At 58.9% G+C, this 16,609-nt stretch carries 19 protein-coding genes; 4 read left to right on the top strand and 15 right to left on the bottom strand.

Features of this window, described 5'->3' with window-relative positions; all coding sequences use genetic code 11:
* Window positions 1-427: 427 nt before the first annotated feature.
* A complete protein-coding gene (locus Q1A63_RS22425) occupies window positions 428-811 on the bottom strand; it encodes a hypothetical protein (protein WP_298975009.1) in 384 nt (127 codons plus the stop codon).
* A gap of 260 nt (window positions 812-1,071) precedes the next feature.
* A complete protein-coding gene (locus Q1A63_RS22420; protein ID WP_299632503.1) occupies window positions 1,072-2,712 on the bottom strand; it encodes an ABC transporter substrate-binding protein in 1,641 nt (546 codons plus the stop codon).
* 368 nt (window positions 2,713-3,080) lie between these two features.
* Here Q1A63_RS22420 and Q1A63_RS22415 point away from each other — a divergent pair, with 368 nt between their 5' ends.
* Both Q1A63_RS22415 and aroQ read left to right on the top strand, forming a co-directional pair.
* Window positions 3,081-4,304: a HAMP domain-containing protein gene (locus Q1A63_RS22415; RefSeq protein ID WP_299632502.1), complete on the top strand. Its 1,224-nt coding sequence runs from the start codon at window positions 3,081-3,083 to the stop codon at window positions 4,302-4,304.
* A gap of 203 nt (window positions 4,305-4,507) precedes the next feature.
* Window positions 4,508-4,945 carry a type II 3-dehydroquinate dehydratase gene (gene aroQ / locus Q1A63_RS22410; protein ID WP_298975013.1) on the top strand — a complete coding sequence of 146 codons (438 nt, stop codon included), beginning with the start codon at window positions 4,508-4,510 and terminating at the stop codon, window positions 4,943-4,945.
* A gap of 133 nt (window positions 4,946-5,078) precedes the next feature.
* Here aroQ and tsf read toward each other — a convergent pair whose 3' ends face one another.
* Window positions 5,079-5,954, bottom strand: a complete 876-nt coding sequence (gene tsf, locus Q1A63_RS22405; protein WP_298975014.1) for a translation elongation factor Ts — start codon at window positions 5,952-5,954, stop codon at window positions 5,079-5,081.
* Between the two features lie 126 nt (window positions 5,955-6,080).
* Entirely contained in the window at window positions 6,081-6,887 is an 807-nt protein-coding gene (gene rpsB, locus Q1A63_RS22400; RefSeq protein ID WP_298975015.1) for a 30S ribosomal protein S2, read from the bottom strand.
* Window positions 6,888-7,189: 302 nt separating this feature from the next.
* Between rpsB and Q1A63_RS22395 the strand changes: the two genes are divergently transcribed.
* On the top strand, window positions 7,190-7,768 hold the full coding sequence (locus Q1A63_RS22395) for a PA14 domain-containing protein (RefSeq protein ID WP_298975016.1): 579 nt from the start codon (window positions 7,190-7,192) through the stop codon (window positions 7,766-7,768).
* A gap of 33 nt (window positions 7,769-7,801) precedes the next feature.
* Here Q1A63_RS22395 and Q1A63_RS22390 read toward each other — a convergent pair whose 3' ends face one another.
* The 3 genes from Q1A63_RS22390 to Q1A63_RS22380 form a co-directional block, all read right to left on the bottom strand.
* The gene (locus Q1A63_RS22390) at window positions 7,802-8,620 is read right to left on the bottom strand and encodes a lysophospholipid acyltransferase family protein (protein WP_298975018.1); all 819 of its coding nucleotides are present in this window, start codon (window positions 8,618-8,620) and stop codon (window positions 7,802-7,804) included.
* Window positions 8,617-9,381, bottom strand: a complete 765-nt coding sequence (locus Q1A63_RS22385) for a GNAT family N-acyltransferase (protein WP_298975020.1) — start codon at window positions 9,379-9,381, stop codon at window positions 8,617-8,619. The genes Q1A63_RS22390 and Q1A63_RS22385 overlap by 4 nt, the downstream gene beginning before the upstream one ends.
* A 128-nt stretch (window positions 9,382-9,509) precedes the next feature.
* Window positions 9,510-9,692, bottom strand: coding sequence for a DUF3553 domain-containing protein (locus tag Q1A63_RS22380; protein WP_298975022.1), 183 nt, complete (start codon window positions 9,690-9,692; stop codon window positions 9,510-9,512).
* A gap of 28 nt (window positions 9,693-9,720) precedes the next feature.
* Here Q1A63_RS22380 and Q1A63_RS22375 point away from each other — a divergent pair, with 28 nt between their 5' ends.
* On the top strand, window positions 9,721-10,317 hold the full coding sequence (locus Q1A63_RS22375) for a histidine phosphotransferase family protein (RefSeq protein ID WP_298975024.1): 597 nt from the start codon (window positions 9,721-9,723) through the stop codon (window positions 10,315-10,317).
* Here Q1A63_RS22375 and Q1A63_RS22370 read toward each other — a convergent pair.
* The 8 genes from Q1A63_RS22370 to Q1A63_RS22335 form a co-directional block, all read right to left on the bottom strand.
* The gene (locus Q1A63_RS22370; RefSeq protein ID WP_299632501.1) at window positions 10,314-11,579 is read right to left on the bottom strand and encodes a glutamate-5-semialdehyde dehydrogenase; all 1,266 of its coding nucleotides are present in this window, start codon (window positions 11,577-11,579) and stop codon (window positions 10,314-10,316) included. The genes Q1A63_RS22375 and Q1A63_RS22370 overlap by 4 nt on opposite strands.
* Before the next feature lie 58 nt (window positions 11,580-11,637).
* Complete coding sequence (gene proB / locus Q1A63_RS22365) at window positions 11,638-12,744, bottom strand: glutamate 5-kinase (RefSeq protein WP_298975027.1); 1,107 nt, start codon at window positions 12,742-12,744, stop codon at window positions 11,638-11,640.
* A complete protein-coding gene (obgE, locus tag Q1A63_RS22360) occupies window positions 12,732-13,766 on the bottom strand; it encodes a GTPase ObgE (protein ID WP_298975028.1) in 1,035 nt (344 codons plus the stop codon). Before obgE ends, proB begins: the two co-directional genes overlap by 13 nt.
* A 35-nt stretch (window positions 13,767-13,801) precedes the next feature.
* Entirely contained in the window at window positions 13,802-14,338 is a 537-nt protein-coding gene (locus Q1A63_RS22355) for a GNAT family N-acetyltransferase (protein WP_298975285.1), read from the bottom strand.
* Window positions 14,339-14,340: 2 nt separating this feature from the next.
* Window positions 14,341-14,943: a LysE family translocator gene (locus Q1A63_RS22350; RefSeq protein WP_298975030.1), complete on the bottom strand. Its 603-nt coding sequence runs from the start codon at window positions 14,941-14,943 to the stop codon at window positions 14,341-14,343.
* Entirely contained in the window at window positions 14,940-15,443 is a 504-nt protein-coding gene (locus Q1A63_RS22345; protein ID WP_298975031.1) for a GNAT family N-acetyltransferase, read from the bottom strand. Before Q1A63_RS22345 ends, Q1A63_RS22350 begins: the two co-directional genes overlap by 4 nt.
* 91 nt (window positions 15,444-15,534) lie before the next feature.
* Window positions 15,535-15,804 (bottom strand): 50S ribosomal protein L27, encoded by a 270-nt coding sequence (gene rpmA, locus Q1A63_RS22340; RefSeq protein WP_195820307.1) that lies wholly within the window; start codon window positions 15,802-15,804, stop codon window positions 15,535-15,537.
* A gap of 11 nt (window positions 15,805-15,815) precedes the next feature.
* Window positions 15,816-16,490 (bottom strand): 50S ribosomal protein L21, encoded by a 675-nt coding sequence (locus tag Q1A63_RS22335; protein ID WP_298975032.1) that lies wholly within the window; start codon window positions 16,488-16,490, stop codon window positions 15,816-15,818.
* Between the last annotated feature and the right edge of the window lie 119 nt (window positions 16,491-16,609).

The following is a 16,609-nucleotide window of genomic DNA, read 5'->3' as shown; positions in this document are numbered from 1 at the left end:
CGCCTTGGTGGTTACGATGTGCCAGAAACCCTCTCTTATCAAATTAGCCTAAACTGTCCCATTGGTGCTGACGTTAGACAAGATCCTCAAACATCCAAAAACTCAGCGAAATGTGAATCTCAACATTTCAAAATGCTAAGCAAATGTTTTTTTCATATCTCGCAGTCTCACTAACAAAAAAAATCGGACAGTTGATGTCGGATTGTCATATGAAGAGGCCGCTTTGTTGAGATTCCCTATCTGGAGAAAACAAAGTCATAGCGAATTCTGATCTTTGTCATCTCTCTTGCTAGTCTCCAACGTGAAGTAATCCAAGTCTGTGACGCCATAGAAACAGCAGACGCCTGACGCGAAGCGACGAACTGCGCGGGAACTGATGGATTGGCATAGATTGAGTGAACGTAGGAAATGTGAGCTGGCAGGCCTGCTATGATCGGTATTTTTTGGAGATAAACCTGCCAGACGGCGCCCGAACGCTGGGCTTGCCTAACCGATCCTTCAATGTAGCAAACTCAATTCCCAGTGACGCACAAGTACAGAGATCGGTCCCTGTTACATCATTGAACAACGTCAACTGGCCTTCCTTAAAGACAAGGCTGAAATACTGTTTTTTCAGAGACTGAATCAGAACGGCCCAATCCTCGGCCATTTCAAAGATGGGATTGAGGTGGCATGCTAATGAAACCGATGTTTCACAATCCAGCGCGCTTTCGGCCCGACCTCTGATCTGGCTCGTCCATAGCGTAGGAGGAGGTTGATCCTGGCGATTCAACTGACCGGACGCTTCATTGTGCAGATTTGCCGATGTCATTGTATGCTCCGTTGACACTGTGAGTTCACAAAGACAACGGGCGGTGTTCAAAACTATTCCCGACGATTGAGCAATCCAAGGACACTGCTGCCTTAATGCCCTGAGAGGAAGGTACTAAGCTCCCTACCCTGGATGCCAGTGGTTCGCGTGCGTCATGGACTAAATGGGCCAGCAATCAACTGAGAATACCTATGATCGCATTGAGGACGTCGCCTCGCGTGCATATTCCAAGCGAGCGACGTCAAATCCCGCCACAATCGCTAGGCGGCATATCCCAACTTGGAAACATGTATCTCGAACGTGGGGTGCATCTCCGCACCGACGACGCTTTCCTTGTGATGGCGATAAACCGAACGCCAATAGGGTTGGATCACCACACCCTCATCCTGCATGATCTTCTGCAGCTTGGCCATCACCTCGCGGCGCTGATCCGCGTCCGCGATGGCCAGCGCATCCGCCAACAGCGCGTCAAATTCCGTGTTGGAAAAGGCGCTCTCATTCCAGGGCTCGCCTGATCGATAGGCCAGTGCGAGCACCTGCACGCCCAATGGTCGTTGCGCCCAATCGGTTGTCGACAGCGGGTATTTCACCCAATCGTTCCAAAAGGTCGCGCCCGGCAGAACCGTACGCTTCACGTTGAAGCCCGCATCGCGCAGCATTGCTGCGGCCGCATCGGTTGTGTTCTTGCGCCACGTGTCGTCAATCGAGATCAATTCGTGCTCGAAATCGCCCATGCCGGCCTCATCCATCAACGCCTTGGCCGCCGCGGGATCAAAGACAGGCGCCGGCAATTCGGCATATTCGGGATGCAACGGCGAGACGTGGTGGTTTTCGGCCACCCGCCCATTGTCGGAAAAACCCAGCTCAAGCAGCACGCGATTGTCCACGGCCATCGCCAGAGCGCGCCGCACCCGGGCGTCGGCATAGGGTTGCACCCCGCCCACTTCCGCAATTTGATTGGGGCGCAAAACAACCGTGTTGGCCGTCACAGCCTCGGATTTGGTCCAGCCGATATCATCCAGCAGGAAGATGAAATCGCCAATGGATTCGTAGACCATGTCCACCTCATCGGCGTCCACGGCAGAGACGATGGCCGCCTGATCGGTGCCGAAATCAAGGTATTCGATCCGGTCCAGGTGGGCGCCCTCCCCCCACCAGTTGTGATCCGCGTTCTTGACCAGGACCGCGCGGATGCCGACCTCGAAGTCCTCGGGCAGATAGGGGCCGGTGCCGATCGGGTTGTCCAGCGGGTCGCCGTTAAAGCTTTGATGCACGATGGCCGCAGGATAATCGGAGAAACCGGCAATCAATGTGATATCCGGCTGGCCCAGCGTCAGGCGCAGCGTGGTGTCGTCGACCACGGTGAGGGCGCCCTCGCGCGCCTGCCCGGTCGCGTCATCCACCAGCGATCCCATCCGGGAGGCCATTGAGTTACCCTCCACACCCTTGTCGCACCAGCGCGCGATGTTGAAGGCGACGTCCTCGGCCGTGAAGGCATCGCCGTTGTTCCAGGTCACGCCGGGACGCACCGACAGCGTGTATTCGGTCGCATCTTCATTGATTTCCCACCCTTCCAGCAGCATTGGCGTCAAGCTGCCGTCGATTTGGTACTCCACCAGATATTCGAGGTAGCCGCGCGTGTAATTCGACATTTGCGGCCAGTCATAGGTGCGTGGATCCTTGAGCGCCTTCACCAGAGATTCGATCCGAAGGGTCCCGCCGGTTTGCGCATGTGCTGCGGCCTTGACCGGTTGCGACAACCCCAGCAACCCATAGGCAGCTGCGGCGCTGGCACCCAGAGATGTGGCCCGGGTCAGGAATTCGCGCCGCGACAGGGTCCCCGCGGCAACTTCTTTGGCGTAATCACGTGCGGCAGGGTGGACGGTGTCGGAAAAGGTCATAAAATTCCCATCTGTTCGTGTGAAAGGATCGCGTGGCCATTGTTGGTGTCAGAGCCGCCCGGAGCGGCTTCATCACACCCATTGCATTAAACTTGAAGATAGCTCAAATGCCACGCGATCAATGAAAAACCGCAAGCCTCCGCGATTGTATGCCGGAAGCGAAAGGTAAGCGCGCTCACATCGCATTGGCGCCTGAGACCGATCTTTTCCGCGATTTCCCACGGCCCCTTTTGTGCGACCGCCCTCCTCCACCGATCCATTTGGAAGAGACAAAACGCATTATTCGAATCTGATGCTCCGAGCCTTGAGCCTTTAAATGAGGTCTTGCCGCTCTACCTGTCTCCTCAGATGCAGCGTCGGACAAATGCATGATTGATCAGAACAGTCCCTCCATCGGCCGGTTCGACAAGTCATTTCTTGTGCACATGATCCGCGACTTCTTTCTGGTTCTGGTCATCGTAACCGTTGTCGAATTCTCGCTCAAAGCGGCATTGGTCTACTACAATTATTACTTCGACGGCACAGACGAAGCCGAAATCGTCGCCGAAGATCTTGCGGAGAACGTCCGGTCCATCATGCGGAACGAAGGCGGCCCGGTGGCCGCCCGGACGATGTATCCAATACTTGAGGAAAACTGGTCCGACCTGGGCTATGTCATCGCCATCGAACCCGCGCCTGTGACGGTGGCCTCCATAGAAGAGGGGTTTGGATTTACGCCGCGTGGCATCCCCGCAGAAGACTGGCCCGAAGGCCGTTTCCAGACTTTCAAAACCGATATCCTTGCCGAAGAATTCTGTCTTGCCTGCCATACTCAGGCCGCAGTCGGTGATGTGCTGGGGACGGTCACGGTGCGCAATTACCTCTACCGGGATTTCGCCCTTTGGCTGAAGGACGTGCAATTGACAGGCATTCTTGCCGCCGGAAAGATCGTTTTGCATTCACTGCTGTTGTTTCTGATCCTGCGCGCGCGCCTGAAACCCCTGATGGAACTCAGATCCGTCATCAGCAACCTTGCGCGGGCTTACGGTCGTCTGGATCATCGCGCGGAAATCCGAACCTCTGACGAATTTGGCGTTCTGGCGCGCGATCTAAATCTTTTTCTGGATCGCATCACCGGCATCGTGGCCGAACTCGACACGGTTCTGGCCAAGGTTGTGACCGCCAATGATGACATCATCGCCGTGCAGGGGGCCTTGCGCGATACAGTGGACGATGTTGTATCCGGTGTCCGACGGTTAGAGCGGCAGGCAATGCTCAGCGCAAAACAGGAACCGCGCCTGTCAAACGAATGGTTTGATGCTGTACGAGGATCCATCGCCGCACTGGATGGGGCGCTGACCAAGGTTGAGGATACCGCCGCTGCGACAGATTTGCTGGAAACCCTGCGGCAGGTCGTTGCAAATGCCGAAGCTCAAACGACGACCAGCGAGACGATTTATACCAGCCTTGCGGATCTGGGGGATCAAAGCGAAACGCTGAAGTCATCGACGCTCGAAATGACCCGGCTGGAAGAGCGGTTGAAAGCCATCATCGAGACCTGCGGCGCATTGGTTGGGCGGCTGAAGCCGGAGAGCAAGCGGGCGGAGGACTGACCTTCGTGTTTTGTCTGGGAACGCTCATGGGGGTGATTGAGCAGGATCATCCTCCTTGGTCGTAATCTTCGAAAATAGCCTGCCATCACCGCAGAAGCTTTGGTCTCCTCAAAACAAGATCTGACAAGGCACCCCTGCCCTTGCTCTGGACAGATCGCGCAACATGCGTCTATGCATGGCCAATCCTTTCAAGTGAGCACCTTATGACCTCTATCCTTGTCCTGAACGGTCCCAACATCAATCTGCTCGGGTCGCGGCAACCTGAGGTCTATGGCGCGACCACGCTTGCGGACATCGAGAAGATGTGCGCCGATTGGGCCGATGCCAACGGTTGCACGGTCAGTTTTGCACAGTCCAACCACGAAGGTGCGCTGATCGATCATATTCATGCCGCGCGCGGTGTATCGGACGGCATCGTTCTCAACGCTGGCGCCTATACACATACCTCTGTGGCATTGATGGACGCCATTGCATCGGTTGACCTGCCCGCGATTGAATTACATCTGAGCAACGTGCACGCGCGCGAAGATTTCCGGCATGTGTCCTATATCGCGAAAGTGTCGATTGGGATCATCTGCGGGTTTGGCGCGCGCGGATACATCATGGCTCTGGATGCAATGCATGCACATGTGAAAGGTTAAGTTCGACTTGTAGTAGTCTGCTTTTAAATAGTAATTCTCAGACTGATCGCTTGTGAAACTGCGTAATCCTGCTTTTAAATGAAAAAGGGCGCAGTGCTGCGCCCTCCTTAGATCTCAAAGATGTTGGTCTGTCTCAGCCTTTGGCGGCTTTCGCAACTTCAGCCGCGAAGTCTTCCTTGACCACTTCGATGCCTTCGCCCACTTCCAGACGCACAAACCCGGTGATCGTTGCACCGGCTTCTTTTGCCGCGTCACCGACGGTCAGGTCGGGGTTCACCACGAAGGACTGGTTCAACAGGGTCACTTCGGACATGTATTTCTTCATCCGTCCGATGATCATCTTTTCGATAACCGCTTCGGGCTTGCCGCTTTCGCGTGCAATGTCCATCTGAACCTGCTTTTCCTTCTCAACGACCGCCGGGTCGAGATCGTCTTCGGACAAGGAAGCAGGGTTTACCGCCGCAATGTGCATTGCAACCTGCTTGCCAAAGGCCTCGTCGCCACCGGTCAATGCGACCAGAACGCCGATTTTACCCATACCCGGTGCCGCCGCATTATGCACGTAGGACACAACAGTGTCGCCATCGATGGCGGACATCCGGCGCACGGACATGTTTTCGCCAATGGTGGCGATCTTGTCTGTCACGACGGTTGCAACCGATTTGCCACCCATGTCGGCCGCGTTCAGTGCGTCCACGTCGGACACGCCAAGTGCGACATCCGCGATGCCGGCGACCATTTCCTGGAACTCCGCGTTTTTGCCGACGAAATCGGTTTCCGAGTTCACTTCAACCGCAACACCGTGTCCGCCGTTGACCTTAACAGCCACCAGACCTTCGGCCGCAGTACGACCGGATTTCTTGGCCGCCTTGGCCAGACCCTTGGTGCGCAGCCAGTCCACGGCGGCTTCCATATCGCCATCGCTTTCGGTCAGGGCCTTTTTCGCGTCCATCATGCCTGCGCCGGTGCTGTCGCGCAGCTCTTTGACCATAGATGCTGTGATTGCCATCTGAGGTTCTCCTTTTGGAATCGTCGGACCAGATGTCCGCCATACACACGGACCAACGGCCCGCCTAAAATCATGTCGTGTTGGGGCAGGTTTTCCCCGCCCCATGTGTCATGCGTGTGACGCCGTTCAGGCCTGCGCTTCTTCCGCAGGCGCCTCGGCGGCTGGGGCTCCAACTGCCTCTTCCGCTACGGCCTCTTCAACCGGTGCTTCTTCCATCGCACCAAGGTCAACGCCTGCTGCCCCCAGTTGCGCGGACATGCCGTCGAGGGCCGCGCGCGCGGCCAGATCGCAATAGAGCGAGATGGCGCGGGCGGCGTCATCATTGCCCGGAATGATGTAATCGATGCCATCGGGCGGGCAGTTGGTGTCGACCACGGCCACAACCGGGATGCCCAGCTTGTTGGCTTCGGCCACGGCCAGCGCTTCTTTTTTCACGTCGATGACAAAGATCAGGTCCGGACGCCCGCCCATTTCGCGGATGCCGCCCAGAGAGGCCTGCAGCTTGCCCTGGTCCCGTTCCATGCCCAGCCGCTCTTTCTTGGTCAGACCTTCAAAGCCGCGCTCGGATTGCTCGTCAATCTGCTTGAGGCGGTTGATCGACTGCGACACGGTCTGCCAGTTGGTCAGCGTGCCGCCGAGCCAACGGTGGTTCATGTAATACTGTGCGCATTTCTCTGCGGCATCGGCAATCGGCTGCTGCGCCTGACGCTTGGTGCCAACGAAGAGAATGCTGCCGCCCTTGGCGACGGTTTCACGGATCACGTTCAGCGCCTGGTCCAGCATGGGAACGGTTTGCGTGAGGTCCATGATGTGAATGCCATTGCGCGCGCCGTAGATGAACGGGCCCATGCGGGGGTTCCAACGCTGCGTCTGGTGGCCGAAGTGTACGCCTGCTTCAAGCAATTGGCGCATGGTGAACTCTGGAAGAGCCATGTGTGTTTACCTTTCCGGTTTTATCCTCGGCGGGGGCATGACACTGTTTGTTGTGTTTCAGTGCCAACCGGCGGACCTTTGAGGATGTCTCCCCCAATAAGCCCAAACCCCGCCTGTGGGTTTCAGTGGCCGCCGTATAGGCCAGCCATTGTGGGATCGCAAGCCTGTAACCACGTGAATCGCGCAATATGTGACCGCAATTTGCGCCGGAATGCTTGTCTCCACGCAAAAACCCATCTTAGTATCGCCTGACAGGCCCCGCAGAGGGCCATTGATCCAATGATCGACAACCGGGAGTGACCATGACGATACCTGTGAAATCCGCCTGCGTGGCGGTCGCCTTGCTGATGCCGGGCCTGACCCTGGCTGCGCCGCTGACCCTCAACCCCGCAGACCCGCAACCCAGTGCCGACGCGCTGAGCCCCGGACTGGCGGTGTCCTATGCGTTTCCCAATGACGTGCGCAACGTACAAAGCGCGCGCAAGGCGCTGAAACGCAAGAGCGAGGCGGGCACCCCGCTGGCCGGCCTTTCCTATGATGACACGAAAGAAGGGGATGCCACGCTGACCTCCGGCAAGGCGATGAAGGTGGCGGCGGATATTTCGGGCTACATCAAATTCGATGCGCCGGGCACCTATGTGCTGGATTTCCTGAACAACGACGGGTTGGAGATCAGCATCGGCGGTCACGTCGTTGGCGACTACGATCAGGTGCATGCCTGTGGCTACGCGGGCGAAATCGAGGTCGATGTCCCGTCAGCGGGCTACTACCCGTTGCAGGCCACCTATTTTCAGCGCAAGGGCACAGCCTGTCTGATGATGGAATGGGGACCGGACAGTGACGGGCTGGAATTGGTTCCGGACAGCGCCTTTTTCCACTGAATCAAGGCGCGCGGGTGAGACCGCCTCTTGCGCTCACTGTTGGTGCCCCGCGCGCACCTGCGCTTCGCACGCGGCGGCGAGCGCTTTACGATCCCCATAGTCTGCAACTTTGAGGGGCGCGCCATAGACAACGGTGACGCGGCCCTGCTTTGCGGACGCGAGAAGGCGCAGCATGTGGCTGCCAAAATCCATGTCGCCCCACCAGCCGTAAAACCGCGAGTCCGCCCCGGGGGGCGCATGATAGTGCAGGCTCACGGGTTGTACTGACAGCACATCGCGCAGTTCCGGTGTGAAAAAGGCGGCAAACAACGTGCTCTTGAAGGGCAGGACACGTTTTCCATCGCTGCTGGTGCCTTCGGGAAAGAACAAGAGCCGGTGCCCGGCGTGCAATCTGGCTTGGAACACCTCGGCCTGTTCGGCGGCGCGGGCCCGATTGCGCTCGATGAAAACCGTGCCGGTTGCCCGGGCCAGCCAGCCGATGCCCGGCCAGGCGGCCACTTCGGATTTGGAGACAAAATAGATCCGCTTGCGGGCATTCAGCACGAAGATGTCCAGCCAGCTGGAGTGATTGGCCACCACCGCGCCCTGCCCCGTCATCGGCTGCCCGACCACATCAAAGCCGATCCCCATGATCCGCAACGCGGTACGGCAGACAAAAACGGTGATGAACGGCGTGAGCGGACGCGCCGCGCCACATAAGGGGCGCTCGAAAATGCGGATCAGCAGCAACAGCAGCAGGCCACCAAAGACCAGAAACGCCAGCGGCACCCCGCGCAGGATCACCAGCCCCCACCCCAGCGCGCTGATCCGGGCTTCTGGCGGCGGCGCGTCGCCGTACCAGGTCGCACTCATGCAGCCGGGCCCTGGTAGAGCTTTGCCTGTCGCGCGTTCATCCGTGCGGTGTCGAGGATCAGGCAGACATCCGTGGTATTGAACGCATGATCGATATAGGCCCCCTCCCCGACAAAGCCGCCCAGGCGCAAATAAGCCTTGATCAGCGCGGGGACCGCCAGCATCGCCGCGCGGGTGTCCAGCCGATCCTCTGCAATCAGGTCCATGCGCTGAAATGCGGCGGGTTGCGCCCTGACCCTGAGGTCCTGTGGCGCCAGATGCCGGTGATGCAGCAAGGACAGCGCTTCCGAAAGCTTGGCGATATCCGTGCCGTGAAAGCTTGCCACGCCAAACAGAATTTCGATGTCGTGATCTGCGATGTATCGCGCCAGCCCGTTCCAAAGGTGAAACATCGCCATGCCGCCCCGGTAGGCCGGGTGTAGACAGGAACGCCCGAGTTCAAGGACGTTGCGGTTCGAATTCAGCAAAATGCTGAGATCATATTCATCCGCTGAATAGAATTGCCCGGCCGCCGCTGCCTGATCCCGCCGCATGATCCGATAGACCCCGACAACCTCGCCGCGCGCGCTGTCGGTCAGCAACAGATGGTCGAAATAGGGATCAAACCGGTCGATCTCCAACCGTGCGGCGTGGTCCACCATGGTGCCCCCCCCGCCCAGCTCTTCGACGAAAACATTGTATCGCAAACGCTGCGCCGCTTCGAGCTCGCCTTGGGTTTCAGCGAGCTTGATCGAAAACGTCGTCTGAGGCTTTGCGTCCATTTTGGCGGGGTCCGCGGTGATCATGTCAAATGCCCATTGGACATAGTTAATTCTACTCCTGCTTGCAACGTGACACGTTCGCCGGGTTTACAAAGCAAATGGGCGCGTTAACCTTTTGGCAAGGTTCTTCAGCCATCAAATACCGGAAGCAATGCAACGCGGGTGCTATCAATGACGATCTTTCCTTCGTCCCGAAAATTCACGGTGACACGGGCATTTACGTTACTTTGCACCTGCCCGGTACCCCACTCGGGGCGATCAGGGTGCTGCACCAACATACCGGGTGACAGGATGGCATTCAGATCTTCCATAGAACCCTTTTTGAGCAGGAGACAGTAGATGGGCCAGAGCAACGTTAACCTTGCCGCGTTAATCGGCAGCCGCATCTGCCATGATCTCATATCGCCAATCGGGGCAATCAACAATGGGTTGGAGCTTTTGGGCATGGCCGGTGCCACGCCCGGACCGGAGATCGATCTGATCCAGGAAAGCGTCGGAAATGCCAGCGCCCGCATTCGCTTTTTTCGCATCGCTTTCGGGGCGGCGGGGGAACAGATGATGGGCCGGGCCGAGGTCATTTCGATTCTCGATGATCTGATGGAGGCAAGCCGCCTTGACGTTGCCTGGGGCCCACTCGATCCGCAGCCGCGCGCAGGGGTGCGCATGGCATTTCTGGCCCTGCAATGCCTGGAAAACGCTATGCCCTATGGGGGCCGGATTGAAATCAGCCACGACGATGGCAGCTGGCTGCTGCACGGACGGGCGGACAAGCTGAACATCGACGAGCCGTTATGGGCGATCCTCGCTACCAAAGAGGCACCACAGGATCTGCGCCCGGCGCAGGTGCAGTTTGCGCTCCTGCCCACGGTCGCGGCGGACGACAATCGCCGCATCGTCAGCGAAATGTCCGAAACGGACGTCAAGCTGCGGTTTTAAGCCCGCACGGTCCCCTGCCCGGTCACCAGATATTTGAAGCTCGTCAATTGGGCCGCGCCCACGGGTCCGCGCGCATGCATCTTGCCCGTCGCGATCCCGATTTCCGCCCCCATGCCGAATTCGCCGCCATCGGCGAACTGAGTTGACGCATTGTGCATCAGGATCGCGGAATCCAGTTCCGTCATGAACCGGCGCGCCACTTCGGCGTTTTCGGTCAGAACACAATCGGTATGGTTCGATCCATAGGTGCGGATATGCGCCATGGCGGCATCAAGATCGGGCACCACCCGCGCGGCGATGATCATATCGAGATATTCGCGCCCCCAATCTTCTTCGGTCGCGGCAACCGTGCCTTCGATGTCGCGCAGCGCGTCATCGGTGCGCACTTCAACGCCGGCGTCGATGAGCGCGCGGATAACACCGCACCCGAGCGTCTGCACCGCATCCCGGTGGATCAAAAGACACTCCGCCGAGCCACATATGCCGGTGCGCCGCGTTTTTGCGTTCAGCACGACCTTGAGCACTTTTTCAGAGTCGGCGTCCGCATCGATGTAGATGTGCACGATCCCCTCCAGATGGGCAAAAACGGGCACGCGCGCTTCACGCTGTACCAGGCCGACCAACCCTTTACCGCCGCGCGGGACGATCACATCAATGGTGTCGGTCATGGTCAACATTTCCGAAACCGCCGCACGATCCCGCGTGGGCACCAGTTGGATGGCATCTTCGGGAAGATTGGCATCGCGCAGCCCCTGCACCAGACAGGCGTGCAGCGCGCTGGAGGAATGAAAGCTTTCGGAACCACCGCGCAGGATCACCGCATTGCCCGCCTTCAGACATAAGGCACCGGCATCCGCGGTGACATTGGGGCGGCTTTCATAGATCACGCCGACAACGCCCAAGGGCGTTCTGACCCGCTGTATGTGCAACCCGCTGGGCTGGGTCCAATCGGCGATCACCTCACCCACAGGATCTGCCTGCTCTGCCACCGCGCGCAGACCGTCGATAATCCCGCGCAACCGATCCTCATCCAGCGCCAGCCGGTCCATCATCGCGTCGGAAAGTCCCTTTTCGCGTCCGTAGGCGAGGTCTTTCTCATTCGCCTCCAGAATGCTTGCCCTGTCTTTCCACACGTATTCGGCCGCTGAAATCAGCGCCGCATGTTTCCGCTCTGCACTGGCAAAGCCCAGCTGGGCGGCCGCCGCCTGTGCACGCGCGCCGATATCCGCCATCAATTCAGGAATATTTTCAAGATCTTTCATTGTGTTGCGCCCTGTACTTCATGTTGGAGATCGACCATGCCGTTTTCCACGTCACGGTCTAAAGTGCCATATCATCGCGGTGGATTAAAGCGGCCCGGCCCGGATAGCCCAGCAACGCCTCGATGTCCTGCGATTTTCTGCCTTTGATGATGTCTGTTTCTTCGGCCGTATATCGGCTTAACCCGTGCCCGAGCACATGGCCGGAAACATCGGCAATCGCCACCGGATCCCCCCGCAGAAAAGCGCCCGAGACGGCAGCCACCCCTGCAGGCAACAGGCTTTTCCCGGATTTCAGGGCGGTGACGGCGCCGGCATCCAGGGTCACGGTGCCGCGCGGCTTCATCGCCGCGATCCATCTTTTACGCGCGGCTTGTGGATCCGTATGCGCATTGAACCAGGTCGCAGCGGCCCCTTCTTCGAGTGCTTTCAGAGGGTTAAGTGGCGATCCTTCGGTGATCGCCATTGCACATCCCGCCGCGGTGGCGGTTTTCGCGGCCATTAATTTGGTTTTCATGCCCCCTTTTGACAGGCCGGACCCTGCATCCCCGGCCATGCTTTCGATCTCACCGGTAATTTTGTCGATGACGGAAAAGCGGGTGGCGCTTGGGTCTTCGATCGGGTTGGCAGAATAGAACCCGTCCACATCCGACAGCAGGATCAGTTGATCCGCCCCCACCGTGACCGCGATCTGCGCGGCCAGACGATCGTTGTCGCCAAAGCGGATTTCGTCCGTGGCGATGGTGTCATTCTCGTTGACGATGGGGACCACGCCCAGCGACAACAGTTGTTCCAGCGTCGCGCGGCTGTTGAGGTACCTGCGGCGGTTGGCGCTGTCCTCAAGCGTGACCAGCACCTGTGCGGTCGTGATCTGATGCGGGGCCAGCACCTCTTCATAGGCGCGGGCCAGCCGGATCTGCCCGACGGCGGCCGCAGCCTGGGACTGCTCCAATGGCAGCTCCTCTGCGGGCAATTTCAACACGCCGCGCCCCAGCGCGATGGAGCCCGAAGATACCAGCACCACCGAAACACCCCGTGATTTGAGCCAGGCGATGTCCTGCGCCAGAGACGTCAGCCAATTCTGACGCAGTTCACCAGACGTCCGATCCACCAGGAGGGCGGACCCGATCTTGACGACGATCCGCCGCGCATCGGTCAGGGATGCCACGGCTCTTCCTCCACGGTGGGACGGTGCCGCAATCGGTCATCGTCAATCTGACCGCGCAGCAGGCGCAGCACTTCCGTCACCCCCTCGCGCGCCACACCGGACATCATCATGACGTCGCCACCAGAGGCCTTTTCCAATTCTTTTCTGGTCTCTAGGCGCTCTTCTTCGTCCAGCGCGTCGATCTTGTTCAGCACGGTCACACGCGGTTTCTGTGCCAGATCACCGCCGTATGCTTCCAGCTCGGTGATGATGGTCTGATAATCTTCGGCAATTGTCTCGGACGTCCCATCGACAAGATGCAACAGAACCGCACAGCGTTCGACGTGACCCAAAAACAGATCGCCAAGGCCGCGCCCTTCGGAGGCCCCTTCGATCAGGCCCGGAATATCCGCGACCACAAATTCCGTATTGTCGACGCCGACAACCCCCAGATTGGGGTGCAGTGTGGTGAACGGATAATCAGCGATTTTGGGCCGGGCGTTGGAGGTGGCCGCCAGAAAGGTCGATTTGCCGGCATTGGGCAGCCCCAGCAGGCCGACATCCGCAATCAGCTTCAGGCGCAGCCAGAGCGTCCGCTCCACACCGTCCTGACCGGGATTGGCACGGCGCGGCGCCTGATTGGTGGAGGATTTGAAATGCAGGTTGCCGAAACCGCCATTGCCGCCGCGCGCCAGTTGCACACGCTGGCCAACTTCGGTCAGATCCGCAATCACCGTTTCCTGATCCTCATCGAGGATTTCAGTGCCCGCGGGGACACGCAGCACGATGTCATCTCCATCCGCACCCGTACGTTGGCGACCCATGCCGGGGATGCCGTTCTTGGCAAAGAAATGCTGCTGGTAGCGGAAATCGATCAGGGTATTCAGCCCCTCCACCGCTTCGGCCCAGACGGAGCCGCCGGTGCCGCCGTCGCCGCCATCAGGGCCGCCGTATTCGATGTATTTTTCCCGCCGGAAGCTGACACAGCCACCGCCGCCCGCGCCCGAGCGGATGTATACTTTGCAAAGATCGAGAAACTTCATGGGGGCTTCCTAGCCTTAAGGGGCGCTGCCCTCAATCACAGTTTTCGCAAATAGGTCCAGGTGGGCACCGTGGTATCACGTGCCACGCTGAAGCTTTCCGCATCGCCAAGGTATTCGAACCCGCAATGGGTCAGCACCCGCGCCGAGGCCGGGTTGTCCTGAAACACGCTGGCGAACATGGTCTTGTTGCGCAACGGATTGGCGCTCACCAGAGCCTGAACCGCATCTGATGCGAGGCCGGTGTTCCAATAGGGCGGTGCCACCCAATAGCTCACTTCGGATTGGTCGCGGTCCATCCGCTCCAGCGAAATCAGGCCCATCAGTTCAGAGCCATCCGAGAGAGTCCCATCCATCGCCCAGACGTCCTCATCACGCTCATCGGACATCGCGCGGGCCACAAACGCCTCGGTCATGCCCGGCGGCACGGGGTGTGGAATGGAGGTGGTCATGCGCGCCACGCGTTCGTCACCGCCATAAAGGTCGATGAGGCCCATGTCAGATTTACGCAGGGGCCGCAGCACAAAGCGATCGGTTTCCACCGTGGGCTGCGCGATTATCTTTTTCATTTCCACCGTCATGTCCCTCCTCCGAACAATACGAATAACACCGACGCGACGGTCAACGCCGCGAGGGTCCACATGAGATAAGGTTCCATTGCCGTTCCTGCTACGGTCTTGGCGATTGCCTCACCGGCAAGTGTCCAAAGCGGATGCAACAGAATCTGGCAGCTGAGCAATACCGCAGCAATGGTTGCTGTTGCGGTAATGGCAGGCGTGCCGGGCGCCACAAAAGCTGTAAATCCACCGACAATCATCGCCCAGGCCTTGGGGTTCAGCGGGTGTACGATAAGACCGGCGGCAAATCCGGGCGCGCTCTGGGCATCTTGTGTGGCGGTCAAGCGCAGGTTTGCGACTTTCCAGGCAAGCCAGATGATATAGGCGGCAGAGGCATACTTCAGCGCCTCGAACACCCATGGCGCTCTGTCGGCCAGTTCCATCAGGCCAAAACCGACAGGCCAGATCACCAGCTGTTTGCCCAGAGCCACCCCTGCAACAAAAGGCAATGCCGCACGAAACCCGTAGCGCGCGCCGGTGGCCATCAGGGCCATATTGGCAGGGCCTGGCGTGCCGACCTGAGAGGCGGCAAAGATGGCGAAACTGGCGACAGCGACGCTCATGACCGCGCCCTCCAGCTCTCAACCGACAACCTCATTTTCTGCAGGCTCACCGTGGTGTGCAACGCGCGGCATTCCGCGTCCTGAACATCCGCAGGCTCGAACCCCAGCTTGGACAGCACGCGCGCTGACGCATTGTTGCCCGGCATGTAGCCAGACCGCAATGTCGTGGTGTTTGTGCGAAAGTGGCGGTCCACAAGCGCGGCCGCGGCCTCCGACGCATAGCCCTTGCCCCAGTAGGGTTCTCCCAGCCAGTAGCCAAGCTCAGTCTCGATTGCGCAGCCGCCGATCACATCATCCTCAAGCGTGATGGCCAGCACGTTTTCCGCGCCTGAGGAAAGCTCGAAATAGCTCAGCGCATCCTGTAGCGTATAGGGATGCGGCACGCGGGTCAGCCAGCGCGATACCGACAGGTTGCCAATCAGCTCAGCCACAACGGTCGCGTCCTCATCCCGGTAAGGACGCAGCGTCAGCCGTTCGGTGTGGATGCTCTTCGACATCATGTGAGCCTAACATTTCGGTATGGCGAAAATGAGAAAGGGGACCGGCGGTGTCGCCGATCCCCCTGAATGTGTCATGTCCTTGGGAAAGGGCTTATTCAGCGGCCTCCGCCACCGGCAGGACCGAAATAAACGTACGGTTCTTGAGACCCTTGTGGAAGGTCACGGCGCCATCGACAGTTGCAAAGATCGTGTGATCCTTGCCCATGCCCACGCCTTCACCCGGCCAGAACTTGGTGCCGCGCTGACGTACGATGATGTTGCCGGGGATGGCCGCCTGACCACCGTAGAGTTTCACGCCAAGACGACGGCCCGCTGAGTCGCGACCGTTCCGGGATGAACCACCTGCTTTTTTATGTGCCATTTGGTCTCTCCTTAGCCTTTAGCCAGTTCTTTGGCCTGTTCGATCCAGCCTTCGCGCTCGATCCGGCCTTTGAACGACAGTTTCTCGTCCATAGCAGCAACGTCCTCTTCCGTCCATGCCGCAATCTGAGCAAAGGAGGTCACGCCGCCTTCGATCAGCTTTTTCTCAAGCGCCGGACCAACGCCGGACAGCTTTTTCAGATCGTCCGCACCCGCGTCGGCTTTGGCCGCCTTAGGAGCCGCCTTTGCCTTCGGCGCGTCGGCCTTGGCTTCGGCTTTCTTCGGGGCCGCTTTCTTGGGGGCTGCCGCTTCGACCGCTTTTGCGGAAACGGAGCCTGCGCCCATGGCCGCTTTCACGCCGGACTTATCTGCGCCGGAGGCCAGAATATCGGTGACCTTGATCAGGGTCAGTTTCTGGCGGTGGCCCTTCGTGCGCTTGGAAGAGTGCTTCCGGCGACGCTTGACGAAGTTGATGACCTTCTCGCCCTTGACCTGATCGACGACCTCGGCCTGAACGCCGGCGTCCTTGACGAAGGGTGCGCCGACAACGGTCTTGTCGCCCCCCAGCATCAGAATATCATTGAATTGAACGGTTTCACCCGCATCGGCAGCCAGTTTTTCAACGCGGAGCATATCGCCCGATTGAACCTTGTACTGCTTGCCGCCAGTCTTGAGGACTGCAAACATCGCGTTTCCTTCGCATTACCCGCGTCCTGTGGTCCCCGATCTCGGGCGTTTTGGCCTGATGGCCACCTCGAACAGCGCACTCCGGTCGGAGTGTTCATTTATAAGACAACAAGGCCCGG

The sequence above is a fragment of the uncultured Roseobacter sp. genome, from assembly GCF_947499265.1.
Classification (GTDB): Bacteria; Pseudomonadota; Alphaproteobacteria; order Rhodobacterales; family Rhodobacteraceae; genus Roseobacter.
Note: the sequence above shows the minus strand (reverse complement) of the source record. Positions and strands in the feature narration are given on the sequence as shown.